At 61.3% G+C, this 22300-nt stretch carries 23 protein-coding genes; 13 read left to right on the top strand and 10 right to left on the bottom strand.

Translation table 11 applies throughout. The features are described 5' to 3' along the window. Positions 1-71: 71 nt before the first annotated feature. Genes KBY73_RS08935 through dapF form a run of 3 tightly spaced genes read right to left on the bottom strand, consistent with a single transcriptional unit; the run spans position 72 to position 3082 of the window. Positions 72-764 (bottom strand): DUF1995 family protein, encoded by a 693-nt coding sequence (locus KBY73_RS08935; protein ID WP_254936748.1) that lies wholly within the window; start codon positions 762-764, stop codon positions 72-74. Then, a complete protein-coding gene (locus KBY73_RS08930) occupies positions 764-1948 on the bottom strand; it encodes an aminotransferase class V-fold PLP-dependent enzyme (RefSeq protein WP_254936747.1) in 1185 nt (394 codons plus the stop codon). Before KBY73_RS08930 ends, KBY73_RS08935 begins: the two co-directional genes overlap by 1 nt. Further along, a complete protein-coding gene (gene dapF, locus KBY73_RS08925; RefSeq protein WP_254936746.1) occupies positions 1949-3082 on the bottom strand; it encodes a diaminopimelate epimerase in 1134 nt (377 codons plus the stop codon). It abuts the gene before it with no gap. A gap of 11 nt (positions 3083-3093) precedes the next feature. On the opposite strand from dapF, the gene KBY73_RS08920 reads away from it, so the two are divergent. Both KBY73_RS08920 and leuS read left to right on the top strand, forming a co-directional pair. After that, positions 3094-3333 (top strand): Hfq-related RNA-binding protein, encoded by a 240-nt coding sequence (locus KBY73_RS08920; protein ID WP_254936745.1) that lies wholly within the window; start codon positions 3094-3096, stop codon positions 3331-3333. A 58-nt stretch (positions 3334-3391) separates the two neighbouring features. Then, positions 3392-6022 carry a leucine--tRNA ligase gene (gene leuS / locus KBY73_RS08915; protein ID WP_396096871.1) on the top strand — a complete coding sequence of 877 codons (2631 nt, stop codon included), beginning with the start codon at positions 3392-3394 and terminating at the stop codon, positions 6020-6022. On the opposite strand, the gene KBY73_RS08910 is transcribed toward leuS, so the two are convergent. Next, positions 6019-7146, bottom strand: a complete 1128-nt coding sequence (locus tag KBY73_RS08910) for a DUF4912 domain-containing protein (protein ID WP_254936744.1) — start codon at positions 7144-7146, stop codon at positions 6019-6021. The two genes, leuS and KBY73_RS08910, sit on opposite strands and share 4 nt — an antisense overlap. A 313-nt stretch (positions 7147-7459) precedes the next feature. Between KBY73_RS08910 and KBY73_RS08905 the strand changes: the two genes are divergently transcribed. Further along, positions 7460-7615, top strand: coding sequence for a hypothetical protein (locus KBY73_RS08905; protein ID WP_254936743.1), 156 nt, complete (start codon positions 7460-7462; stop codon positions 7613-7615). 3 nt (positions 7616-7618) lie between these two features. On the opposite strand, the gene KBY73_RS08900 is transcribed toward KBY73_RS08905, so the two are convergent. Together KBY73_RS08900 and KBY73_RS08895 are read right to left on the bottom strand one after the other, a co-directional pair. Then, a complete protein-coding gene (locus KBY73_RS08900) occupies positions 7619-7822 on the bottom strand; it encodes a hypothetical protein (RefSeq protein WP_254936742.1) in 204 nt (67 codons plus the stop codon). Positions 7823-7899: 77 nt separating this feature from the next. Then, positions 7900-8076, bottom strand: coding sequence for a hypothetical protein (locus KBY73_RS08895; protein ID WP_254936985.1), 177 nt, complete (start codon positions 8074-8076; stop codon positions 7900-7902). A gap of 146 nt (positions 8077-8222) precedes the next feature. On the opposite strand from KBY73_RS08895, the gene KBY73_RS08890 reads away from it, so the two are divergent. Further along, positions 8223-9074, top strand: a complete 852-nt coding sequence (locus tag KBY73_RS08890; RefSeq protein ID WP_254936741.1) for a galactose mutarotase — start codon at positions 8223-8225, stop codon at positions 9072-9074. Here the strand turns inward: KBY73_RS08890 and KBY73_RS08885 are convergent. Further along, positions 9071-9391, bottom strand: a complete 321-nt coding sequence (locus tag KBY73_RS08885; protein WP_254936740.1) for a 4a-hydroxytetrahydrobiopterin dehydratase — start codon at positions 9389-9391, stop codon at positions 9071-9073. The two genes, KBY73_RS08890 and KBY73_RS08885, sit on opposite strands and share 4 nt — an antisense overlap. A 94-nt stretch (positions 9392-9485) precedes the next feature. On the opposite strand from KBY73_RS08885, the gene KBY73_RS08880 reads away from it, so the two are divergent. The 5 genes from KBY73_RS08880 to KBY73_RS08860 all read left to right on the top strand — a co-directional run bounded on the left by KBY73_RS08880 (position 9486) and on the right by KBY73_RS08860 (position 14364). Beyond that, positions 9486-10505, top strand: a complete 1020-nt coding sequence (locus KBY73_RS08880) for a GGDEF domain-containing protein (RefSeq protein WP_254936739.1) — start codon at positions 9486-9488, stop codon at positions 10503-10505. 93 nt (positions 10506-10598) lie between these two features. Next, positions 10599-11741 (top strand): DUF1611 domain-containing protein, encoded by a 1143-nt coding sequence (locus KBY73_RS08875; protein WP_254936738.1) that lies wholly within the window; start codon positions 10599-10601, stop codon positions 11739-11741. After that, positions 11738-12817, top strand: coding sequence for an alanine/ornithine racemase family PLP-dependent enzyme (locus tag KBY73_RS08870; protein WP_254936737.1), 1080 nt, complete (start codon positions 11738-11740; stop codon positions 12815-12817). The genes KBY73_RS08875 and KBY73_RS08870 overlap by 4 nt, the downstream gene beginning before the upstream one ends. 26 nt (positions 12818-12843) lie before the next feature. Next, positions 12844-13653 (top strand): prohibitin family protein, encoded by an 810-nt coding sequence (locus tag KBY73_RS08865; RefSeq protein WP_106501758.1) that lies wholly within the window; start codon positions 12844-12846, stop codon positions 13651-13653. A 45-nt stretch (positions 13654-13698) separates the two neighbouring features. Then, positions 13699-14364, top strand: coding sequence for an SDR family oxidoreductase (locus KBY73_RS08860; RefSeq protein ID WP_254936736.1), 666 nt, complete (start codon positions 13699-13701; stop codon positions 14362-14364). Between the two features lie 6 nt (positions 14365-14370). Here the strand turns inward: KBY73_RS08860 and KBY73_RS08855 are convergent, their stop codons facing one another. Continuing rightward, the gene (locus tag KBY73_RS08855; RefSeq protein ID WP_254936735.1) at positions 14371-15822 is read right to left on the bottom strand and encodes a glycosyl hydrolase family 57; all 1452 of its coding nucleotides are present in this window, start codon (positions 15820-15822) and stop codon (positions 14371-14373) included. Positions 15823-15835: 13 nt separating this feature from the next. Then, positions 15836-16537 carry a glycosyltransferase gene (locus tag KBY73_RS08850; protein ID WP_254936734.1) on the bottom strand — a complete coding sequence of 234 codons (702 nt, stop codon included), beginning with the start codon at positions 16535-16537 and terminating at the stop codon, positions 15836-15838. A 279-nt stretch (positions 16538-16816) separates the two neighbouring features. Here KBY73_RS08850 and KBY73_RS08845 point away from each other — a divergent pair, with 279 nt between their 5' ends. After that, entirely contained in the window at positions 16817-17236 is a 420-nt protein-coding gene (locus KBY73_RS08845) for a nuclear transport factor 2 family protein (protein ID WP_254936956.1), read from the top strand. Positions 17237-17255: 19 nt separating this feature from the next. Beyond that, positions 17256-17927: a L,D-transpeptidase gene (locus KBY73_RS08840; RefSeq protein WP_254936733.1), complete on the top strand. Its 672-nt coding sequence runs from the start codon at positions 17256-17258 to the stop codon at positions 17925-17927. Here KBY73_RS08840 and KBY73_RS08835 read toward each other — a convergent pair. Continuing rightward, positions 17909-19594: a protein adenylyltransferase SelO family protein gene (locus KBY73_RS08835; protein WP_254936732.1), complete on the bottom strand. Its 1686-nt coding sequence runs from the start codon at positions 19592-19594 to the stop codon at positions 17909-17911. The two genes, KBY73_RS08840 and KBY73_RS08835, sit on opposite strands and share 19 nt — an antisense overlap. Positions 19595-19712: 118 nt before the next feature. Here KBY73_RS08835 and KBY73_RS08830 point away from each other — a divergent pair, with 118 nt between their 5' ends. Next, positions 19713-21248, top strand: coding sequence for an NAD(P)/FAD-dependent oxidoreductase (locus KBY73_RS08830; protein WP_254936731.1), 1536 nt, complete (start codon positions 19713-19715; stop codon positions 21246-21248). Between the two features lie 235 nt (positions 21249-21483). Next, on the top strand, positions 21484-22134 hold the full coding sequence (locus KBY73_RS08825; protein ID WP_254936730.1) for an SGNH/GDSL hydrolase family protein: 651 nt from the start codon (positions 21484-21486) through the stop codon (positions 22132-22134). Positions 22135-22300: the final 166 nt, after the last annotated feature.

Here is a 22300-nt window from a genome sequence, read left to right as displayed (position 1 = left end):
GCAGGGTCTGCGTTTGGCGAAGTGTACGGAGGCTGGCCGGTTAGATCCAGTGCAAGTGGGGCCGCAAGGGGCTAGTTGCGCAGGCCTTCAATGAAAGCGTCCATCACTTTGAGGTTGGCGCCGAGCCCCAGGCCGGCTTCACCCGCCATGGCTAACGCCCGTTGCTCCATGTCTGGCTTCTGGTCGAAATTGCAAACAAAGCGATAGCCATCGGCATCGCAGCGATACAGCTCCCACATCCCCGGACAGGCCCGACGCAGGGCCCCATCGCCAGTTGGTATCAGGGCATAGGCGCTCTGCCAGCCGGCAAGAAAACCCTTACGGCGCTCCCGAGCCACGCTGCCGATGCCGATGGCCGCATCCTCGAGGTTGCCGTTTAACAGCAGGACAACACCGCGGTGCAGGGCGCATACCTGCTCCACCTCCTCGTAGTCGGCGGGGGAAGGTGCCACCAGCAGCAGCACGCCCTCGCTGCCGCCATCAGCCTGCTGAAGGCGCATCTGATCGCGCAGGCTGGCAATTCGGGTCGCGAAATCAGGGGCATCGCGCTGGGCAAGGGCGGTGGCGCCGGCATCGGCACAAAGCAGCCTCAGGCTGGGTGCGGCGGAATTGAGACCAGCCTGCAATCGCAGGGCCAAGGGGAGTAATCGCAGACCCTCAAACCGAAGCTCGACACTCCACAGCCCCTTGGCTCCAGCTGCCAAGGCGCTCTGAATCGCTGCCAGTGCTTCAGCTTCGGCGCTGCGCAGATCGGGGGGGAGCATTAGGCCGTCAACGGATGCTCCGACGCTACCGAGGCCGCAAGCGCCATCTGCAACGCCTGGACCAGGGCCTCAAGATCGGCGGCGCGGTGCCAGGGACCGAGGCTGATGCGCAGGCCACTTGCGGCGTCGGCCTCGCCATAGCCCAGGGCCCGGAGCACGGAGCTGGCAGCCGATCCAGAGCTGCTGCAGGCGGAACCGCTGCTCAGGGCGAAGCCCTGGCGGGAGAGCTCACGCACCAGGTTGCGGCCGGAAAGCGGCTGGCCAGCCTCGCTAGCCACCAGCAGGCTTAGGTGGTGAGGCAAGCGGGAGTCGCCCGGGGGCGGACCGCTCAACCGCACCCCGGGAAGGCTCAAAAGCCGCTGCAGCAGGGAGTCGCGCAGGGGTGCCAGCGAGGGCGCAGCACAGCTGAGCTCCAGGGCCTTGGCGAAGCCGCTCAACAGCACCACCGGTTCGGTGCCACCACGCCTGCCGCCCTCTTGGCCACCACCACCAAGCTGGGCCTGGAGGGCGAGGTCACGACGCACTAGCAGCAACCCAACCCCCCTGGGGCCCTGCAGCTTGTGGGCTGCCCCACTTAAAAAATCCATGGGCAGCTGGCGAAAACTGATCGGCAGGTGGCCCAGAACCTGCACCGCATCAACATGCAGCAGCACCCCCGCCCGCCGGCAGCGTGCCCCGATCGCCTCAATCGGCTGGAGGCTACCAACCTCGTTTTGCCCCCAGATCACCGAGACCAGACGGGTTGGAGGCACCAGCAAGCCATCGAGGGCGTCGAGATCAAGCAATCCCTGCCTATCTACCGGCACGGTTTGGACGCTCCAGCCGCGCTGCTGCAGTTGGGCAGCTGCCGCCAGCGTGGCGGGATGCTCGACCGCCGATATCACCAGCCGGCCGGGGCTGAGGCCAGCAGCAGCACCGAGCAGGGCCAGATGAATGGCCTCGGTGCCACCAGAGGTCACCACCAGTTCATCTGGCTCGCAGCCCAGCCCAGCGGCCAGGCTCAGCCGCGAGCGTTCAAGCTGCTCTGCTGCTGCAAGGCCAGGGGCATGGAGGCTTGAGGGGTTAGCCCAGGCCGTGGCCTGGGCAAGGGCCATTGCCTCCAGCACCTCAGTAGCGATGGGAGTGGTGGCGCTGGTGTCGAAGTAGCCAGCCAGTGCTGGCACCTGACTGCCGGAATAACCCACCTAGCCTCCCTGGGCTGGATCCCGCTCAAAGCGAGAGCGAATCCGCGATTCAAGGGAATTGGTCGCCAAGGCCACTAGGTCATCGAGGGAGCTGCTGTTGAGCAGGGCATCAACCCGGGCCCGCGCTTCGGCTGATGGGCAGGCTTCAGGTCGGATGCAGCCATTGGTGCAAACGCTGGCGCAGTCGACTGCAGGCGAAGCGTGTGGTTGCTTTTGCACCGGGGTGGCCGCCTCGAGTTCGAAGGGCTCATCACCCCAGAGCTCGGGAGTCACGACGCCGTCAAAAACAGCCACAGCGGGGCCCGCCATAAACACATGACCACTGGCTTCATCCCAATCGATTTCCAGGGGCCCTCCTGGGAGGTCGAGGCGCGCGCAGCGTTCAGCCAGCCCCAGCAGATGGGCCACCACGAGGGTGGCGCAAGCGCCGGTGCCGCAAGCCAAGGTGGGGCCCGCTCCGCGCTCCCAAACCCGCATCACCAGGTGAGTGGGCCTGATTACCTGAACGAAATGAACGTTGGTGCGGGCGGGAAATGCGGGGTGAACCTCGAATGCCGCGCCGTAACGCTCCAAATCCACCGCCTCAACGTCGTCAACGGGGATTACAACGTGGGGATTGCCCATACCGGCCGCCCCGACCGCAAAAGAGTTGCCAGCGACTTCCAAGTTGCCCTGGGCCAGCCCGTTATCGCCGCAAGGCAAGGTGGTCGGAATGGATTCAGGATCGAGAAAGGGGGCTCCCATGTCGACTCGGATCCTGCCGTCCTGACGCAGCTCGGGAACGATGCGCCCCGCCAAGGTTTCGATCTGCCACTGACGCCCGGGAACATCGCCATCGCTATCGGCCAGAAAGCGGGCCAGGCAGCGCATGCCATTGCCACACATCTCCGGTTCCGTGCCATCGGCATTGAAGATCCGCATGCGCAACTCACCGCCCTGCCGGGGCGGCAGGGCCAGGATCACACCATCAGCGCCAACCCCGAAGCGGCGGTCGCACAGGCGCTGGATTCGATCCGGAGTGAGGCCGTAGCTGGCGTCGGTGCTGGAGGCTCCCCTGCCATCAAGCATGAGGAAATCATTTCCCAGGCCTTGATATTTGCTGAACTGGAGCACGATGGGGGCGAGCGCAGCCATAGCTAGATCTTATGCAGAGCTTTTTCGAGAAGCGGACCACCGCCCTCGATACCTCGCAACCCAGCATTCGGCATTTGCAGGATCTGATTCGCCATAAAACCCCTGTGGCGGTCCAGGTGCTGGGTGTGGGGGAGCTTGAGGGAATCCTGCATTGGCAGGACATCCACTACCTGGCGCTCAAGCAGGACGAAAACCGCCCCCTCACCCTTATCAGTCGTGCGGCCGCGGCGACGATCCGTGCGCTCGGCTGAGCGGCAGGCATCCAACTGGGCTATGGCACGATCAAAGCCCTGATCCAGCCTGGCTGCCGTGAGCGACGCCCCCCGCTACCAACCTCAGGCCCTTGAATCGCGCTGGCAGCAGCGCTGGGAGAGCGTGGCTCAGCACCGCACGCCAGCCAAGCTGGATGGATCCTGCGGCGACAGCTATTACGCCCTGTCGATGTTCCCCTATCCATCGGGGAACCTGCACATGGGTCATGTACGCAACTACGTGATCACCGATGTGATCGCCCGGGTCCAACGTTTACGTGGCAAGCAGGTGCTGCATCCGATGGGTTGGGATGCCTTTGGTTTACCAGCTGAAAATGCGGCCATCGAGCGGGGAATTGAACCCGGCATCTGGACCGATCAAAACATCGCCTCGATGCGGGAGCAGCTGAAGCGGCTTGGCCTCTCCATCGACTGGGATCGAGAGCTGGCTACCTGCCATAGCGACTACTACCGCTGGACCCAGTGGTTATTTCTGCAATTTCTAGATGCTGGTCTCGCTTACCAGAAAGACGCAAGCGTCAACTGGGATCCCATCGACCAAACGGTGCTTGCCAATGAACAGGTGGACGGCGAGGGCCGCTCCTGGCGCTCCGGAGCCCTGGTAGAGAAACGCAAGCTGCGCCAGTGGTTTCTCAAGATCACCGCCTACGCCGACCAACTGCTGGACGATCTGACCAAGCTCGAGGGTTGGCCGGAGCGGGTGCGCACCATGCAGGCCAACTGGATTGGCCGCAGTACGGGCGCCGAGCTGCACTTTGAGGTTGTGGATTCATCTGGTGCTGGCACCGGTGAACAGATCACGGTGTTCACAACTCGCCCAGACACCATCTTTGGCGTCAGCTACTTGGTGCTGGCACCCGAACACCCCCGGGTAGCTGGGCTGACCACCGCCGAGCAGGAGCTCCACGTGCAGGCCTTCTGTGATCTGGTGAGCCGCCAGAGCGAACTTGAGCGCACGGCCGACGACAAACCCAAACGGGGTGTGCCGATCGGTGCCCGGGTGCGCAACCCAGCCAATGGCGCCCTTATCCCCCTCTGGATCGCCGACTACGTCCTCGCCGACTACGGCACCGGCGCAGTGATGGGGGTCCCTGCCCACGACCAGCGCGACTTTGTATTCGCGCGGCAGTACGAATTGCCGGTGCAGCAGGTGATCATTCCCCAGGGCAGCGACGAGCACGCCTTCGAAGGTGGTGCCTGGACAGAAGCCGGGGTTTTGATCCACTCCGGTTGCTTCGATGGTTTACCAAGCGGTGAAGCCAAAAGGGCGATCACCGAGGCCGCTGCGGGTCAGGGTTGGGGCAATGCCAAGGTGCAGTTTCGCCTGCGCGACTGGCTGATCTCCCGCCAGCGCTACTGGGGCTGTCCGATCCCGGTGATCCACTGCGAGAGCTGCGGTGTGGTGCCCGTACCGGCCGAACAGCTGCCGGTGGAGCTGCCGGTGGGGGCCAACCTTGAGGGCAAAGGCGGATCGCCCCTCGCCCAACTAGATAGCTGGGTGAACGTGGACTGCCCCTGCTGCGGCAAGGCGGCGAAGCGTGAGACCGACACCATGGACACCTTCATGTGCTCCAGCTGGTATTTCCTGCGCTACAGCGATCCCCACAACACGGACCTTCCGTTTACTCGCGAGGCCGTGGACCGCTGGCTGCCGGTTGATCAATACGTGGGTGGCATCGAGCACGCGATCCTCCACCTTCTCTATGCCCGCTTCTTCACCAAAGTGCTGCGTGACCGGGGCCTGCTGGGATTCGATGAACCCTTCACCCACCTACTTACCCAGGGGATGGTTCAGGGCATTACCTACAAGAACCCCCACTCCGGCAAATACATCGCTCCGGGCGATGTTGCCGATCCAAGCGACCCCCGTGATCCAATCAGTGGCGAAGTGCTAGAGACTTTTTACGAAAAAATGTCGAAATCGAAGTACAACGGCGTCGATCCTGCCCAGGTAATTGATAAGTATGGCGCTGATACGGCCAGGATGTTCATCCTGTTCAAGGCCCCACCGGAAAAAGATCTAGAATGGGAAGACGCCGATGTGGAAGGCCAGTTCCGCTTTTTGCAGCGCCTTTGGCGGCTCGTGGATGGAGCCTGCGCCCGGGGCCTGCAACTGTCATCTGTGGTTGAGCTAGCTGCGGCCCAGTTTGCCAACACGACCCTGACGGCATCTGAGCTGGAGCTGCGCCGGGCAGTGCACACGGCCATAGCCGAGATCAGCGAGGACCTCGATGGTGAATATCAGTTCAATACCGCCATTTCTGAGTTAATGAAGCTCAGCAATGTGATGGCTGAACATCTCGAAGCGGCCTCTGCGCCTGTAGCTAAAGAGGCATTGCACACTTTGTTGGTTCTCCTAGCTCCATTTGCTCCCCATCTGGCAGAGGAGCTTTGGCTGCGTTTGGGCGCCAATCCAGACGAAAACTGCAGCATCCACGCTCAGAGCTGGCCGCAGCCAGACCCTGCAGCCCTAGTGCGCGAAACAATTGACCTGGTTATTCAGGTCAAGGGCAAGATGCGAGGCAGCCTGGCGGTGCCCGCCAACGCTGATAAAGCAACCCTTGAACAGCTGGCACTCAACAGCGAAATCGCACAAAAATGGCTGGAGGGCAAGCCCCCCAGCCGGGTAATCGTGGTGCCTGGAAAGCTGGTGAATCTGGTGCCCTAGAACCACTCAGCCACCGCTTCCTCAGAGGTGTTGACATTGGCGTCCGGGGTTGTGCGGACGAATTCAAGAGTGATGTTGCGCCGTTGTTCGCCGTCAGCTGCTACTGCAGTGATCGGGTACAACTGCTGTCCATCACGGAAGGGAACCTGAAGCCGGAAGGTGCCGTCTTCGCCAAGGGGCACGACTTCGTCGCCAATCCGCAGGGTTGCCGCCGGATCAGTAGCGCCATAAACAATCAATTCGGCGTCGGCTACTAGCCAGAAGGCCCGCTGACGAGTAGCCACACCACCAGCACCTGACTCGTTGCGGCCGCTGGCCCAAAGACCGGCACCGGAAGCATTCAGACCCTGATTGTGGTCGGAATTGGCATCCACCTCGTGGAAAGCCTCGGATCCGCGGCCGACGGCCCGCCAAGTGGTGGTAGCAGCCTGATATACGCGCTCGTGAATACCGGGAGCTGCAGTCGGCATAACGGCTGCACCACTAGCTGCAGCAGGAGCAGCGGCATCTAAGGAGAAGGGCACAAACTGATCAAGGATCTGCTCACTGGGATGGAGGGCCGGTACCCGAGCCACCGAGGAGAAGGCCAATGAACGCCAACCGCCACCAGCAAGCCGGTAGCCAAGTTCAACCCGGTAGTCCCTATCGCTGAGGGGAACAGGCAGATACCACTCGGTGGCATGGCTGTTAACCACTACTTCCTGCATGGTGTGCTGGTGGGCAGCACCAGCACCGAGACCGGTCACATCAACAACTCGGAGTACCAGCTGGCTGGCACCGTCGGCCATTGCCTGGCGGCGGTCGGAGTCGGAGAGCTCCCAAAACACGTAGGCCCACTGGGGATCCCTGGGCAGAAATACAACTGCCGTTTCGGAGGCGGGCCGGGGAGCAGAGCTCATCTCAGCTTCAATGCTGAGCAGACCCGCACCCTCAGGCGCATCGCCTCCGGGCTGGCTAGGTGCGGGCTGGGAGTCTGACCTGCGCTCAATAGCCCGCAACAGCTGATCCTTCAGCATCCGGCTGTAGCGACCGATGCCGAGGTTGCTCGCCATCTGGCGCAGTTGACGCAAGGTCAGGTCGTTGGCGTCGTCATCACCTGACATCGGAAAACCTGACGTAGTCATGACCGCTGCTTTCCGAAGAAACTCGGTCGATTTTCAGGGATTCCGAGCCTGTTTTCGGAGCCGTGTCAGCAGATCGCCACTCTCGGGGAGCAAGCGGCCCCGGCAGGTATTGCCGGCAAGAGCCGATTCCAGGCGCTCCCCGGCGGGCAGTTAGGGCTACCGCGGACCTAGCCCTGTCAGGGGGAGCAAATCAACCGATCCGCCAATCGGGGTGGAGGCCATGGCCCTTGGCGACTTGTGTCAATGGATGGCCGTGCCCATCGCCAGGAGCGAGGTCCGTTCTTAAACAAGGGTGGTCTACGTGGACCTTTCGATGCGTTGGCTGGGCTTGGTGCTGTGCCTGCTGTGGTTGGGCTGGCGGCTACAGGCCTTGTGGCAGTGGACTCAGCGGCAATGGCGCCTGGATCCACTCAGCAATGAATTCCAGCAGGAACTGCGCCGCCGCGGCTTAGTCGGGGTTTTGCCTTGAAAACTAAGCGCTGGCTACAAGCCGCTGCCTAAGTAAATGAATGTGGTCGTCGATGAGGGTGCGTGCCTCTTCAAGGCTGGCTACCGAACCCATGGGCATGCCACTGCAGTGCTGAATGCGGTAGGCCTCTGCAGCTGGACAGCGCCTGATCAAGCGCACGCTGCAGCCACGATGTCGCCACTCTGCGATGGCAGAAGGATCAGACATGACACGCGCTGCGACCACTTGAATCAACCAAAGCTGGCCTGGAATGGCAAGGGGGCGTGTTGGCGCGACAACCAGCCTCAGGCTTTCTGGCTGAGCCGCCAAAGCTCGTTGACAGTTTTTCCTGATTCCACAGCCCGCAGACGCTTGACCAGCTCGAACATCTCGGTGCTTGCCAACTCGCCATTTTCTTGCCACTCCAGGCTGCGGGGCTCAAATAATTCCCGGCTAGGCAGTCTTTCCTCTGAGCGATTCATAACTGGTACTCGCTGTTTGCAAAACCTTATGGAATTGATAAGGGTATCGAGACCGGTGCTGATCTTTATCAATGGAAGATTGTGTGAAGGAACACCCGCCCAGAGGCCGACCGCAGGCCTAAATAGGCCAACTCCGCTCGAGCTCCGTGGCCCTGATACACCGCGATGCCCCCTATCCACATTGGGAGTTCGCAAGCGACTCAGGGGATCTGCTGAGGGTGGTGCCTGAACGCGGCGGTCTGGTGACCGGCTGGCGCTGCAACGGCAAGGAGCTGATCTACCTCGATCTTGAACGCTTCCTCGACCCCGCCAAATCAGTACGAGGCGGTATTCCCATCCTCTTCCCGATCTGCGGCGGCCTGCCGGACAACACCTTGCCCCTACCCCAGGGGAATTTTCCCCTGGCTCAGCACGGCTTCGCCCGGCAGCTGCCATGGCAGTTGAGCGCTCTCGAGGATGGCCAAGGCATCGCCCTGGAGCTCAAAGACAGCGAGACCACCTTGACGAGCTATCCCTTCAGCTTTCTGCTGAGGCTTGAGCTGCGCCTGGTGCCAGGGGCCCTCGAGATCGACACCTCGGTGCACAACCGCAGCCAGGAGCCGATGCCTTTCAGCTTCGGCCTCCACCCCTACTTCAATCTCAGCAACCTCAAATCTCCCCGCTTTGAGGGGCTACCGGAGCGCTGCTTAAACCACCTATCAATGGCCGACGCTGACACAGCAGAACAAATCAAGCGAATGGACGACGGCATTGACCTGTTGGTCCGTCCCAGTGGAGACGTCCGCTTGCTGGATCCGGATGCCGGCCTGGCCCTTGATCTGCAGCTCAGCGCCCCGTTCAACCTGGTGGTGCTCTGGACCGAACCGCCCCGTCCAATGGTCTGCCTAGAGCCCTGGACTGGACCTCGCCAGGCTCTGATCAGTGGCGATGGCAAACTTGAGATTGGTCCCAGCGAAACCTGCCGGCTGCAGACTCATTACGCCGTTAGCGCCTGCTAAGCCCCATCAAGTTTGGCGGCCAAAACCGCATCAGCTCTGGTTAGGCCATCCACCTTGTGGGTGTACACCTCAGCGCTTGCGTGACCCCAGCCAAGGCTGAATTCGGCATGGTGACCCTCTGCTTCGCAGATCGCCCCAGCCCGGTTGAGCCAATCGAGCGCCTGCTGAAAATCAGCGAAGCTCCAGGCCTTTTGCAAGTGGTGTCCATCCACAACCAGCCAACCGGGCAACTGGGTCAACAATTCGGCTAGTTCAGCCGCATCCAGGAGCGGCGCCCCATCGCGGCAGGGGAGACAGCTTTCTTGGTGCAGGGCCATGGGAAGTGCTGTTGGCAACAACTAAATCATGGCCCTAGCGAAGCCCGGTTGGCGCGCCGAAGACTTCCTAGGATTGGCATTATCGGATCAGTCCATGCCGTATCCCGATTACCCGATTCCGGCGGACGAATCCCAACGCCAAAGGGATTTAGAGCGCTTGGGGGTACTTAACCATCCAGGCGATGAGCATTTCGAGCGGCTGGTGCGGCTCGCCTCGACTGTGCTGGAAACCCCGATCGCGCTCATCTCGCTTGTGGATGGCGACCGCCAGTGGTTCCTTGCCCACCACGGCATAGACAGCACCGAAACGCCGCGGAAGATGGCCTTTTGCGCCCACGCCATTGCCGGTGATGAAACCCTGGTGGTGCCAGATGCCCGCCAGGATCCACGTTTCTGCACCAATCCCCTGGTTATTCAAGACCCAAAGGTGCGCTTCTACGCAGGCACACCGCTGCAGAGTCGCGACGGCCACAACCTCGGCACCCTGTGCGTGATCGACAGGTTGCCGCGCCACTTCAGCTCCAGCCAGGTGCGACTGCTCGAGGATCTGGCCCAGCTGGTGCTGCGTGAACTTGAACTGCGTCGACTCACCACGGTGAATCCAGTCAGCGCCCTAGCAAACCGAGCAAACTTCCTGGAGCAAGCTGAGCCTGAGCTACTGCGGGCACGCCAGGCAGGCGAAAACCTGGCCGTGCTGGCCCTGCAGCTCGACCACTTCGACCAGATCAAAAACCGCTGGGGTCTGCAGGCCTCGGATCAGGCGGTAATGGACGTTGCCGCCCTGCTGCGCTCCCAGCAATGCGAGCAGGACCTTGTAGGTCAAATCGGCGACCATGAATTCGCCCTGCTGATGGTGAACGTTGACACTGACACAGCCATGGAACGGGCTGATGCCATCCGCGCTGGCATCAACGAGCTGCGGGGAGCCTTTTCGGCCAGCGGCCACCAGCTAACGGCCAGTGGCGGCATGACCCTGCTGGCCCCCGCCGATCGCCATCCCGTCGATGCCCTGCTTCGCGCCGAACGGGCCCTATGTCTGGCGCAGGGCAATGGCCAAAACCAGATCGCCGAAATACTGGCTGACCCCCTAGAAGCAGAAAGCGCCCTAGGGTGAACTTATCCACGCCCTCCAGCGGCCAATTCTGAGCCCTGAAATCACCACCTCAGACTTGTTTCAAGCCTGGGCAAACGATGGGTCCTGGCTTATTTGGCATTTCTAAAACAGGTCAATGACCTGACCATTTCGATTTCACCGCATCAAGTAGCGGTAAAATCGGCTGCAGTCGTTTATTGCGAAGGAAACTTCGCGGGGCTCGACGGCAAAACCGCCCACGGACTCGTACGCTTCTGTGAAGCCTTCGAGATTAGAGCAATTATTGACAGCCAATCAGCTGGGAATGATGCAGGTCTGCTACTAGACGGCATCAGCAACGGCATTCCCATCGTGGCTGATCTAGAACAGGCCCTTGCCTTGCCAGGGCCCCGCGCCAGCACCTTCATCTATGGCATGGCGCCTGCAGATGGCCTGTATGGCAAAGAGGATCGTCAAGCGCTGCTGCTGGCCATGGCAGCAGGCCTGAATCTGGTCAGCGGCATGCGCGAATTCCTTAATGACGACAGTGAATTTGCGCTGGCGGCTATTCGTCATCAAGTGTCAATTCGGGATGTGCGTCGTCCACCCTCTTTGAAGGATCTTCGCCTATTCAATGGTTCGATCGCCAAGGCACGCTGCATTCGAATCGCCGTGCTCGGCACCGATGGCGCTATCGGTAAGCGCACCACGGCCACGCTTCTGGTTCAAGCCCTAAACGCCAGTGGTATCCGCGCCGTTTTGGTGAGCACGGGCCAAACCGGATTAATTCAAGGGGGCCTCTATGGCATTCCTCTTGATGCAATTCCGTCGCAGTTTTGCTCAGGGGAGGTGGAGGGCGCAGTGGTGGAGGCCTACTGCACGGAAAAACCTGCGGTGATCGTGATTGAAGGCCAAGGGGCCCTCAGCCATCCCGCCTACCTCTCTTCCGGCTTCATCCTGCGGGGCAGCCAGCCCCAAGCGGTGGTGCTGCAGCACGCGCCAGCACGCCGGCAGCTCAGCGACTTTCCGTTTATGCCGATGCCCACGCCTGCCAGTGAAATTCGCCTGATCGAATCCTTCGCGCCAACGCGGGTAATCGGCCTAACCCTGAATCATGAGGGCATGGATGACGCCGAGGTAAGTGCCGCAATCGCCCTCTATGCCGCCGAGCTCGCCATTCCTGTCACCGATGCGGTGAGCCGTGCACCCTCTGCTCTGGTGGCAATGGTGCTGCGGGCTTTCCCCGAGTTGTGCGGATCAACTGACGGGAAGCTTTGAGCGCACCGCGGCTTGAGATCCATCTCGAGCACCTGCAGCACAACGCCACCACCATGGTGAATCGGCTTGCCCGCCAAGGAATCAAGGTGACCGGGGTCAGCAAGGCAACCCTGGGACTGCCAGAAATTGTGCGCTCCTGGGTGGCGGCAGGGGTGCATTCCATCGGTGAATCGCGAATCGAATCAATCGAATCGCTTAGCCGTTGCGAGCTTGGCGTGCCCCTGCTGCTGGTTCGCTCACCGATGCTCAGCCAGGTGGATCGGGTAGTGGCCCATGCGGCGGTTAGCTGCAACAGCGAGGCGGTGGTGCTCAAGGCCTTGGCAGCTGCAGCCCATTGCCAGGGGGTGCGCCACGGAGTGCTGCTGATGGTGGAGTTAGGGGACCTGCGCGAGGGAATTCTCGCGGCAGATCTTGAGGCGATGGTGTTACTAACCCTGGCCCTGCCAAACCTGCTGCTGGTTGGCATCGGCACCAATCTGGGCTGTCAAAACGGCGTTGCCCCAGATGAAGCCAATATGGCCGAGCTATCGCGTCTGATCGATTCCCTGGAAAGGCGTTTTGGCATCAGGCTCGAGTGGTGCTCTGGAGGTAATTCGGCCAATCTTCCCTGGCTGACTGGTGGCGGCGATCCGGGCCGCATCAACCACCTGCGACTCGGCGAGGCCCTACTGCTGGGGCGAGAGCCCCTCACCCGCACAGCCATACCAGGGCTGTACACAGATGCCATCACCCTGGTGGCAGAGGTGATCGAGTCCAAGCGCAAGCCAAGCCGTGCCTGGGGAACCCGTCACTGCACCAGTTTTGCCAAAGAGCCAGTTGCTCCCCAAAAACAACCAGACCAAGCCATGGCGATGCGAGCCCTACTTGCCCTGGGCGAACAGGATGCCGACCCGGCCGGTCTTAGTGCCCCTGGGATCAGCATCGAGGGCGCATCCAGCGACCACTTGGTGGTGAGCGGAGCGGCAGAGGCGTTAGTGCCGGGCGATGAACAGCGCTTCCAGATCAGCTACAGCACCCTGCTGCGGTCGATGACATCTCCATTTGTGAGCCGTTGCTTCATCGGAGGACCTGCCTAGGGTTCGCAATTGGTTCAGACCCGTTCATGCAGTCGCCCCTTCGCTCAGCTGGCAGTCCCGATGGTCCTGGAGCAACCCTCAGCCTGATTGCGGCCGTATTGGTGGGCATCGCGATTCTGCTCAGCCAAACCGTGTTCATCGTGCCGGCCGGCAACGTGGCCGTAGTCACAACCCTGGGCAAGGTCACCGGTACCCCCCGCAGCCCAGGCGCCAACATCAAGGCCCCCCTGGTGCAGAACACTTCGCTATTTGACGTACGCACCCAGGTGCGACCAGAGCAGTTTTCGACTCTCACTAAGGATCTCCAGGTGATCCAGGCCACTGCCACAGTGAAATACGCCATGAAGCCCGCAGAAGCGGGGCGGATTTACGAGACGATCGCTACCGACGACCAGCAGATCTATCCCCGCGTGATCCAGCCATCGCTACTGAAGGCACTCAAATCAGTCTTTTCGCAATACGAGCTGGTGACAATCGCCACCGAATGGAACTCCATTTCGGAACTGGTGCAGGAGAAGGTGGCGGAGGAGCTGCGTAAGTTTGACTACGTGAGCGTGCAGGGACTCGATCTCACTGGTCTGCAAATCGCCGAGGAATACCGCGCCGCGATTGAACAGAAGCAGATTGCTGAACAGCAGCTGTTGCGCGCCCAAACCGAGGTCTTGATCGCCGAGCAGGAAGCCAAGCGCTACGAAACGCTCAACTCAAGCCTCGATGACCAGGTGCTCTACAAGCTCTTCCTCGACAAGTGGGATGGCCAGACCTCCGTGGTGCCTGCCCTGCCGGGTACTGCTGGGGGGAGCGGCAACTCGGTGATCGTCAACGGACGGCGCTGATGCTGGCTGATATCAGTCAGTCTTGAGCAATTGCACAGGCCAGCAATGCCAACATTCCTCGTTACCGGCAGCAACCGCGGCATCGGCCTCGAGTACTGCAGACAACTACAGGGCCGCGGCGATCAGGTGATCGCCGTCTGCCGCACGCCGTCGCCGGAACTGGAGGCGCTGGGGGTGCGCCTCGAGGCGGGGATCGAGCTCACCGCCGAAGCAGATCTTGATTCTCTGCAGCAACGGCTAGCTGGCCAGCCGCTTGACGGGGTGATCCTCAACGCCGGCATCCTTGAAACCAACCGCCTGGAGCATCTCGACAGCGACAGCCTCAGGCGCCAGTTTGAGGTGAATGCCATGGCGCCCCTGCTGCTCGTGGCCGCCCTGCTGCCGAATCTGCAGCCCGGTTCCAAACTGGCGCTGATGACCAGCCGCATGGGCTCGATTGACGACAACAGCTCCGGCTCCTCCTACGGCTACCGGATGTCAAAGGTGGCGCTGAACATGGCGGGGCGATCCCTGGCGATCGACCTGCGACCCCGCGGCATCGCCGTGGCACTGCTGCACCCTGGGCTGGTGAGCACCCGCATGGTCAACTTCAACCCCCAGGGCATCAGCCCCGAGGAGGCGGTGCGGGGCCTGCTGGCCCGGATTGATGCTCTCAGCCTGGCAACCAGCGGTGGCTTCTGGCACGCCAACGGCACGCTGCTGCCTTGGTAATGCCGCTCAAGCACCCAGGCTGACGACGCCGCGCCGGTGAATCTCGCTGGCGTAGTCGGTCCAGACCCCCTGGCCCCAGTAGCGAAAGCAGCTGGTTTCCAGCAGCAGCAAATGCAGCAGCGCTTGCTGGTAGGACTGAGTATGGGTAACTGAGGGATCGGCCTCCACTAGGGGATCGAAATGCTGGTGAAAGGCAACGCTTAGGCTGGTCATCGGCTCCAACACGTTGGAGTAGCCCTCTACCCAGCTGAGGTTGTTGGTCCAGGAGGCACCGGCCATCGAGAAGGAGGAATCACGGGCCTGGAGCTCGGCGATGGCCACCTCCACATTTGCAGCGCTGGGTGAGTCGCCCAGCTGCTGCCAAAGCTTGTGTTGCTGCACCGCCTGAATCGGCGGATAGTCGCCGGCAGACACACCGGCGGCCTCAAGCATCTCGAGATATTCGCTGCCATTAATCGCCACCGTGCCAGCGCCACCATCCTCGGCGGCGATGCGCTGATGAGCCTGGATGAAGGCCTGGGGGAATTCGTTCATCATCACGCCACCGTTCTCGCCATCGGCGATCTGGGAGACGAGGGCCGGCACAGACACGCCGCCAAGCAGTATGGGGCCACGCCCCAGGGCTTCGTAATAGGGCTGCATCTGACCCACCAGCTTGGTGTCGGAGCCCTGCGTTTTGATCAGCGCCGTGATCGACGCCACCTCACCACTGGAGCTGCGTGCCACCAATTGGTTGGGCACCAGTTTCTGCTCCTGGCTGAGGGCGGAACCATCGGGATTCTCAACGCTGTGCTCCTGCACAAGCAGCCAGCGGTAGCCGCACTCCCGCAGGGCCTTGATGAATTCGTAAAGCGTGTCTGGGTGGTTGGGCAGATGCATCTCCGGCGGCGAGAACCCCTTCACCCGCTGCAAGGCAGCATCACCAAACATCGCCGCAAAGTGATGCTGCCAGGCCAGGATCTGCAGCTTGAGATCGGGGATTGGCGTGGAGGGGGCCACGGCATGGCTCCAAAAGGTGCCGAGCCACTCCACATGGGGTTGAAGGGCATGATCACAGGCCAGCCGCTGCAACGCCTCGAGGATGTCTTGGCGACCCATCTGCTGGAATCCCCACAGCAAATTGCCGGAGAAATCCAGCATGATCCGCGGATTGGCGCCCTCAGCAATCAACTGGGGGATGATGTCAGCCAAACGCCGATAGCAATGGGCGAAGGCTTCAGCGTTGTGGTTGTCCCCCTCGCCGGGATGCTCAACCATGTATTGGAGGTGGGAGATCAGCTCTCCATTGGCACCGGCTGGAATCGTGGGCTGGTGCATGTGCAGGGCACAGGCGAAGCCTGAACGAAGCTGCTCCAACTCCAGATTCGTAGCGGGCAGAAATACCGGCTGCTGCTGCTGCACAAGGGCGAGGATTTCAGCTTCGCGGCCAGCGATCGGCGGCAAGGAGGGGTTGCTCACAGGTTTGAGATAGTCAAAGCGTGGCAATGCGCTGCCGAATCAGCGGCACTGAGGAACTTGCAAGTTGCTGCGAAAGGATGGTTTGACCGCGCTCCCAAGCAGATCGACGCGATAAAAGCTCCAAATCATCAAACCACGCCGATTTTGTCATCTGACCAACATGGAGGCGTATGTGATAGACATAATCAGAAATTAGTACGCCTGCTGCACTACTTGTAACCGCGATCATCATGCCTACATCTTCACCTTGTGGCAGGCCCATCCAGCCACCGACACGCTTGAGTAGGGCGGCCTGCACAAGCAGGGTGGTTGGCCCCAGGGGAATGCTGTCATGGGGGGATGGCCAGGCTCGCCAAACATCACCTGCCAGACATGGCCCAGCGGCCACAATTGCAGGATCGTTTTTGAGATCGTCAGTGCAATAACCGGCCGCCCACAGGGCCCCTGCCTGGCCATTAATTGCGGCCAGGCGCTTGTCGATGGAATGGGGGTAAAGCCAGTCGTCGTCGTCGGCGCTGGTGATCCACTCCCCCCGAGCAACAAGCAGGCCAAGATTGCGAGCAGCCGCCTGACCAATCGGCCGGGCAGAAGCAATCACAGTGGCGTTGGCTGCAAGCTCGGCAGGCAGGGCTTCGAGGTCGTTGCCATCAACGACAATCACATGTTCGATATTGCAGCTATTATCAGCCAGACTGCGATTCAGGTTGCTCAGCATAGACAATCGATCGGGCAAAAGCCTGGTCGGAGTAATGACGCTAACTGTCGTCAAATTAGTTGAATTATTGCGAGCCCATTCATCCTAGTCGACTCTGGAGACACTAAGACCGTTGCTCACTGCCCAAATAGGCAAAATCCGAAAGATTTGAGCATGAAACTGATCAAATCAAATTTTCAAAAAACTTGAGCGCAAAGGCCCACAGCACGGATGTCGCCCTGGGACTTTGCTCACCACTGGGCCTGCGGCATCCTGGGTTCAGCCCTTGATCTACCCGCGGTGGACAGTGCCCAGCTGCGCGCCTTGTTCAACAAGCCCTACGGCGCCCCCGGCCCAAGCGAAGCGCAATGGCGGCAGCTTTACGCCGAGGACGTGCACTTCAGCGATCCCACCCAGGAGCGAGATGGCATTTCGGCTTACATCAAAGCCCAGGAGGGCCTGCTGAAGCGCTGTGACGACACCTACCTCACCCCCGGCGCGATCGCGATTGAAGCCAATTCGGCCTTTGTGGAGTGGGAGATGGGTCTGAAGATCAAGGGCATTGAGTTTGTGTATCCAGGCACCTCCCGGCTGCTGCTCAACAGCGAGGGCAAGATCTGCGACCACCGCGACTATTTCGACTTCGTGGGCCCCACCTTCGGGCCGGTGCCTGTGCTCGGTGGCTTTGTGCGCTGGTTATACAAGCGCTTTGTGGGCTGAGGCAGCAGCAGGAACCGTGATGCGCCCTTTCTCCACACTCGCTCTGCTCGCTCTAGCTACGGAGCTGTTCGGCTGCGGCACCAACAAGCAACCCAAACCAGTACCGGCCGGCGTTACTGGTCCCATCCGAATCGAGCTCGACCCAAAGGATCCCTCCAGGAGCTTCGGGGTGTTGCCACGGGGCGAGGACCGCACCATTTTTAAGGTGGGCTTCGGCCGCAACGGCATCACCTGCGCCGGCAGCCGCTTCGAGGAGGGCTACACACCCCTGGGCCGCTTCCGGGTGAATGCCATCCTCAGCGGCAACACCTTTGTGATGGATCCCGCCCTGATCGCCAAGTCAGGCAAGAGCGAGGCCGAGCTGCGCAAAATGCTTTTTGGCAACATGAACGCCATCGACTTCGACGGCGATGGCGAAAGCGGCGAATACGGCAGCGGCTACGTGAGCCTGGAGCCGGTGGACAGCGTCAAGCAGCCCTTCGCTTTCAACACCTATGACGGCAAATTTCGCTGGTACAGCTTCGCAATTCACGGCAGCAACAACGACAACCGCATCGGCCAGAAGGTGACCGGCGGCTGCGTGAACGTGGCCGGACCAGATTTGAAGCTCCTGCTCTCGGCCGTGAAGCTTGGCGATCAGGTGGTGATCAACGCCACTGGCGGCAAGTGTGTTCACGACGAACAGCTGTAGTGCGACACCCCACCGGCGTTGAAGAACTCTCTGGGCTTGAGGCGGTCGTAGGTCGCCGCCAGCTCTAGGGAAGGTTCCTCGTAGGGATGGCTGAATACGGCCTGCAGCTCCTGGATCAGGCTGGTGTCACCCTGATCCGCCTGTTGATAAGCGGGCGCAACCAACCACTCGCGCCAGGTGATGGCTGGGTTGCAGCGTTTCATCGCTGCTGATGTCTCGAGCAGGTCGCCAATCTGGGCACGCCAACGCTCCAGCCAGCCGCTCCATGCCGCGTCGAGGCCTTCCGAACACGGCTCATAAAAGCTCTGCTTGAGGGCTGAGAGGTGCTCGGGGGTGGTGGCAGGAAGCTCCGACAACTTCCGGAAGAAGATCGTGTAATCGGCCTGGGAGCGCAGCATCAGCTCCAGCAGCTCGTTCACCAGGGCGGCATCAGGGGCGGCTAGGCCCAGTTTGCGGGCCCACATCGCCTCGAGCTCCTGGTTCATCGCGCCGGCAAAGCCGTCGCGGATGGAATCCAGCTGCGCCAGGGCCTCGCTGTTGTCAGACAGCAGCGGCCGCAGGGCCGACCAGAACATCTGGTAATTAGCTCCGGCCGCCAGCGGTTGGTTGAAGAAGCTGAAGTGCTCGCCGCCACCGGTCCAGGGCTGGAAGCCGGGATCGAAGCGTTCACAGAAACCAAACGGGCCGTAGTCGAGGGTGTAACCACCGGCGGCGCAGTTGTCGCTGTTGAAATTGCCCTGGCAGTAGCCCACCCGCATCCAATGGGCCACAAGGGCGATAAGCCGCGTGCGAAACAAGCGCGCCAGCTCCAGCACCTGGTCGCTGAACGCCAGGTTCTGATCGATCTCCGGCCGGTAGTTGCGCTCAATCAGATGGGCCACGATCAGGCGCAGCTCGTTCAGCGCCTCCGGATGGGCCTGGCGGCGAACGCGGCGGGCAAACAGCTCCAGCTGGCCCACCCGCAGAAACGATGGCGCCACTCGGGTTGTGATCGCCGCTGGGTTATCGACCAGCACGTCGGGATCAAAGGACCGGGAACCCGGGGTGTACCAGGGCCGGCGCACGATTTCAGCGCCAGACCCACATAGGGTCAAGGAGCGGGAGGTGGGAACCCCCAGGGCGTGCATGAACTCCTGGACCAGAAATTCGCGCACGCTGGAGCGCAACACGGCCCGACCATCGGCGCCGCGGCAGTAAGGCGTGGGGCCGCCGCCCTTGAGCTGCAGCTCCCAGCGCTGGCCATTGAACACGCCTTCAAACACGGAAATGGCCCGGCCATCGCCGTAGCCGTTGCCGGTGCCAAACGGACACTGCTGGATGTATTCAGCGCCGTAGATCGAGAGGGCATAGCCGGTGGCCCAGCCGTAGGGGCGCATCGGCTGCCGCGCCACGCTGATGTCGCCGGAAAACAGCCGCAGGAAGGCCTCATCGTGGGCCAGGGCGTCGCTCAGGCCCAGCTCCTGGAACAGGGCGGAGCTGTGCGCCAGGTAGGCGGGCACTGGCAGGGGCGTGGGTGTGACCGGCACGTAATGGCCTGAAAAAACCTGGCGGGGCCGGTGATCGTGGCCATCCAGCGTGGCCTGGGGATCTGGCTGCAAGCCCTCCAGCAGCGAATAATCAGCCCGTTGCGCGAACTCAGCGAAGGATGTGATCGGTGTAGTGGTCACGGTGCTCGCGGGTTCTCGCCGAGAGGTATCAATCGAGGCTAGGGATGGAGGCTTAAGCCCGAGGGCCTATCTCCACTTACTAAGGTCGATTGCTTTGCTGCCACGAGCGAGAGGGGCGATGCCGGATCTAATCGTGATCGGCAGTGGCCTGGGGGGCCTTTGTGCCGCCGCCATCGCCTCGCGTCACGGGCTAGAGGTGCAGGTGCTGGAGGCCCACAGCCAGCCCGGCGGCGCCGCCCATGGTTTTCGACGGGGACCCTTCCACTTCGAGTCTGGCCCTTCGCTTTGGAGCGGGCTGGGTCGCTGGCCTAGTGCCAACCCCCTGGCCCAGGTGCTGCGGGCCGTGGGTGAAAGCGTGCCGGTGGTGCGCTACTCGGAGTGGGGCCTGCTGTTGCCCGAGGGCAATCTTCGAATTGGCGTGGGTTTGGATCCATTTTTGGAGGTGCTCCGCAGCCTGCGGGGGCCAGCGGTTGCCACTGAATGGCAGGACTTTTTGGTGGCAATGGCCCCGTTTTGCCGCGCCGCCGGATCGCTGCCGCTGTTGGCCCTGCGCCCCGGCGCTGGCCTTCTCACCACTCTTGGCAGCCAGGGTTGGGAACTAATCGGCCAGGCGGGCAAGCTGGCAGCGCTGGGCGGAGCTTTTGGGCCTATTGCCCGCCGCCATCTGCGCGATCCCTTTCTGCTCCATTGGGTGGAGATGCTGTGTTTTCTAATCTCCGGCCTGGAGCCTGATCAGACCAGTGCCGCCGCCATGGCCACCCTGTTTGGCGAGTGGTTTGAGCCCGATGCAGGGTTGGACTACCCGTTAGGGGGCAGCCCCGCCGTGGTGGACGCATTGGTGCGGGGCATCCGCCGCCATGGGGGCGAGCTGCGCACGGGCGCGGCTGTTGCTGAAATCGAACTGTCGGGCCGGCGAGCCACGGGGGTGCGCCTGGTCAGCGGCGAACGGCTGCACGCCCGCCACGGAGTTATTAGTAATGCCAGCCCATGGGATACGGCCGCCCTGCTGGGTAAGGGCAGTGCGCCGGAGCGCTGGCGCCAGAAGCTTCTGGCTGCGCCGGCTTGTCCCAGTTTTCTGCACTGGCACCTGGCTTTCAAAGATCAAGGCCTGGCCGAGCTGCCGATCCACCATGTGTGGGTGGGGGATTGGCAGCGGGGCATCAGGGCTGAGCGCAATATGGTGGTCCTATCGATGCCTTCGCGGCTGGATCCCTCCCTGGCGCCGCCGGGCCACCAGGTGTTGCACGGCTACACGCCAGCCAACGAACCCTGGGAGCTCTGGAAGGATCTGGAGCGGGGCAGCCCCGCCTATGAGCAGCTGCGCCGCGAGCGTTGCGATGTGTTCCATGGCGTTTTCGATCAACTGGTGCCCGATTGGCGCGAGCGCGTGGTGCTTGAGCTGCAGGGAACCCCCCTGAGCCATCGCGATTTTCTGCGGGTGCACCAGGGCAGCTATGGCCCCGCCTGGCCCGCCAACCGCGGAGCCTTCCCCGGCGGCGGCACCCCGATCAAAGGCTTGGCGCTCTGTGGTGCGGGCGTATTCCCTGGAATTGGCGTGCCGCCTGTAGCCGTGAGCGGAGCCATGGCGGCCCACCGCTTTGTGCCCGCTGCGGCCCAACGGCGCTTGCTGGAGGAGCTGGAGCTGGTGCGCTGAAGCCTGACTACTTACTGACTACTCCGTGGTGGGAACCTATTACCTCGGGCCCAAATCCCTCTGCCTTGGTGATGATCTAGGAGCTGGTGGAGGGGCCAACCCCGTGAAGGTGGTGCCTTTGCGGCTGCAGTCCCCGGGATAGGCTCAGCCAGAAGCCTGCAACTTTGTCGTTTGTGAAGCTATCGCTGCCAATTGATGCGGATGCGTCTAAGCGATCGTCAGGCCACGACTTGGAATGATTGTGACAAGAGAAAAATCGGTACTCTGTTTTGGCGACTCGAATACTTGGGGATATATACCCCTCACTGCAGGTCGCCTTCTTCGCAAGGAACGATGGCCCGGAGTTCTGCAAGAATCGCTAGGAGAGTCGTATTACGTTATTGAAGAGGGTCTCAATGGGAGGTCGACTGTTTTCGATGAACCATATCGAGACGGTCGAAATGCTCGCACCACAATACTGGCCGTTCTCGAAAGCCATGCGCCGCTTGATCTGTTAATAATAATGCTTGGCACTAATGATTTAAAGCACCACCTAAATGCATCGGCTCATGAATCAGCACGGGGCATTAGCGCACTCTTGCAGATAGCAACCAATAGCACCACCAGCTTCAGCAAGGGTTCACCAAAGATTTTAGTGATTGCGCCACCAAGGTTTGGATATATGTCCGAGCTCATGACCCATCATTTCAAGGATGCAATAACTCGTTCCGCTGAGCTGCCTGCTCAATACGAGCAGTCATGCGCCCAATATAACTGCAGCTTTATCGACAGTAATCAGGTAGTTGCCGTAGCAGGAGATGGGATTCACTTGGATGCCCATGGACATCGCAAATTGGCCTTAGCACTTGTGCCGGTAGTGAAGGATTTAATAGGTGATATAGCCTGATATGGCAATGGGGAGGCCTGCGAATTCGTGCGCTGACTGTGGGACCGGGAATACGGGAACAGGTACTCCCAAAACCAGCCACCGCTTGAAAGCGGCTTACTTTTAAGTTGAGGGGAGACTAGGGAGCCAACCTGAGCCGGTGTACGCAACGGAGGTACGAATGTTT

The sequence above is a fragment of the Cyanobium sp. Tous-M-B4 genome (assembly GCF_024345395.1).
GTDB lineage: Bacteria > Cyanobacteriota > Cyanobacteriia > PCC-6307 > Cyanobiaceae > Cyanobium_A.
This window is presented reverse-complemented; position numbering and strand designations above follow the sequence as displayed.

Coding starts and splice junctions, on each gene's coding strand:
- KBY73_RS08935 (WP_254936748.1), bottom strand. CDS start 764: ATGCTCCCCCCCGATCTGCGCAGCGCCGAAGCTGAAGCACTGGCAGCG.
- KBY73_RS08830 (WP_254936731.1), top strand. CDS start 19,713: ATGCCGGATCTAATCGTGATCGGCAGTGGCCTGGGGGGCCTTTGTGCC.
- KBY73_RS08880 (WP_254936739.1), top strand. CDS start 9,486: ATGCCGTATCCCGATTACCCGATTCCGGCGGACGAATCCCAACGCCAA.
- KBY73_RS08840 (WP_254936733.1), top strand. CDS start 17,256: ATGCGCCCTTTCTCCACACTCGCTCTGCTCGCTCTAGCTACGGAGCTG.
- KBY73_RS08825 (WP_254936730.1), top strand. CDS start 21,484: ATGATTGTGACAAGAGAAAAATCGGTACTCTGTTTTGGCGACTCGAAT.
- KBY73_RS08905 (WP_254936743.1), top strand. CDS start 7,460: ATGCGTTGGCTGGGCTTGGTGCTGTGCCTGCTGTGGTTGGGCTGGCGG.
- KBY73_RS08885 (WP_254936740.1), bottom strand. CDS start 9,391: ATGGCCCTGCACCAAGAAAGCTGTCTCCCCTGCCGCGATGGGGCGCCG.
- KBY73_RS08895 (WP_254936985.1), bottom strand. CDS start 8,076: ATGAATCGCTCAGAGGAAAGACTGCCTAGCCGGGAATTATTTGAGCCC.
- KBY73_RS08865 (WP_106501758.1), top strand. CDS start 12,844: ATGCAGTCGCCCCTTCGCTCAGCTGGCAGTCCCGATGGTCCTGGAGCA.
- KBY73_RS08900 (WP_254936742.1), bottom strand. CDS start 7,822: ATGTCTGATCCTTCTGCCATCGCAGAGTGGCGACATCGTGGCTGCAGC.
- KBY73_RS08860 (WP_254936736.1), top strand. CDS start 13,699: ATGCCAACATTCCTCGTTACCGGCAGCAACCGCGGCATCGGCCTCGAG.
- KBY73_RS08920 (WP_254936745.1), top strand. CDS start 3,094: ATGCAGAGCTTTTTCGAGAAGCGGACCACCGCCCTCGATACCTCGCAA.
- KBY73_RS08850 (WP_254936734.1), bottom strand. CDS start 16,537: ATGCTGAGCAACCTGAATCGCAGTCTGGCTGATAATAGCTGCAATATC.
- dapF (WP_254936746.1), bottom strand. CDS start 3,082: ATGGCTGCGCTCGCCCCCATCGTGCTCCAGTTCAGCAAATATCAAGGC.
- KBY73_RS08910 (WP_254936744.1), bottom strand. CDS start 7,146: ATGACTACGTCAGGTTTTCCGATGTCAGGTGATGACGACGCCAACGAC.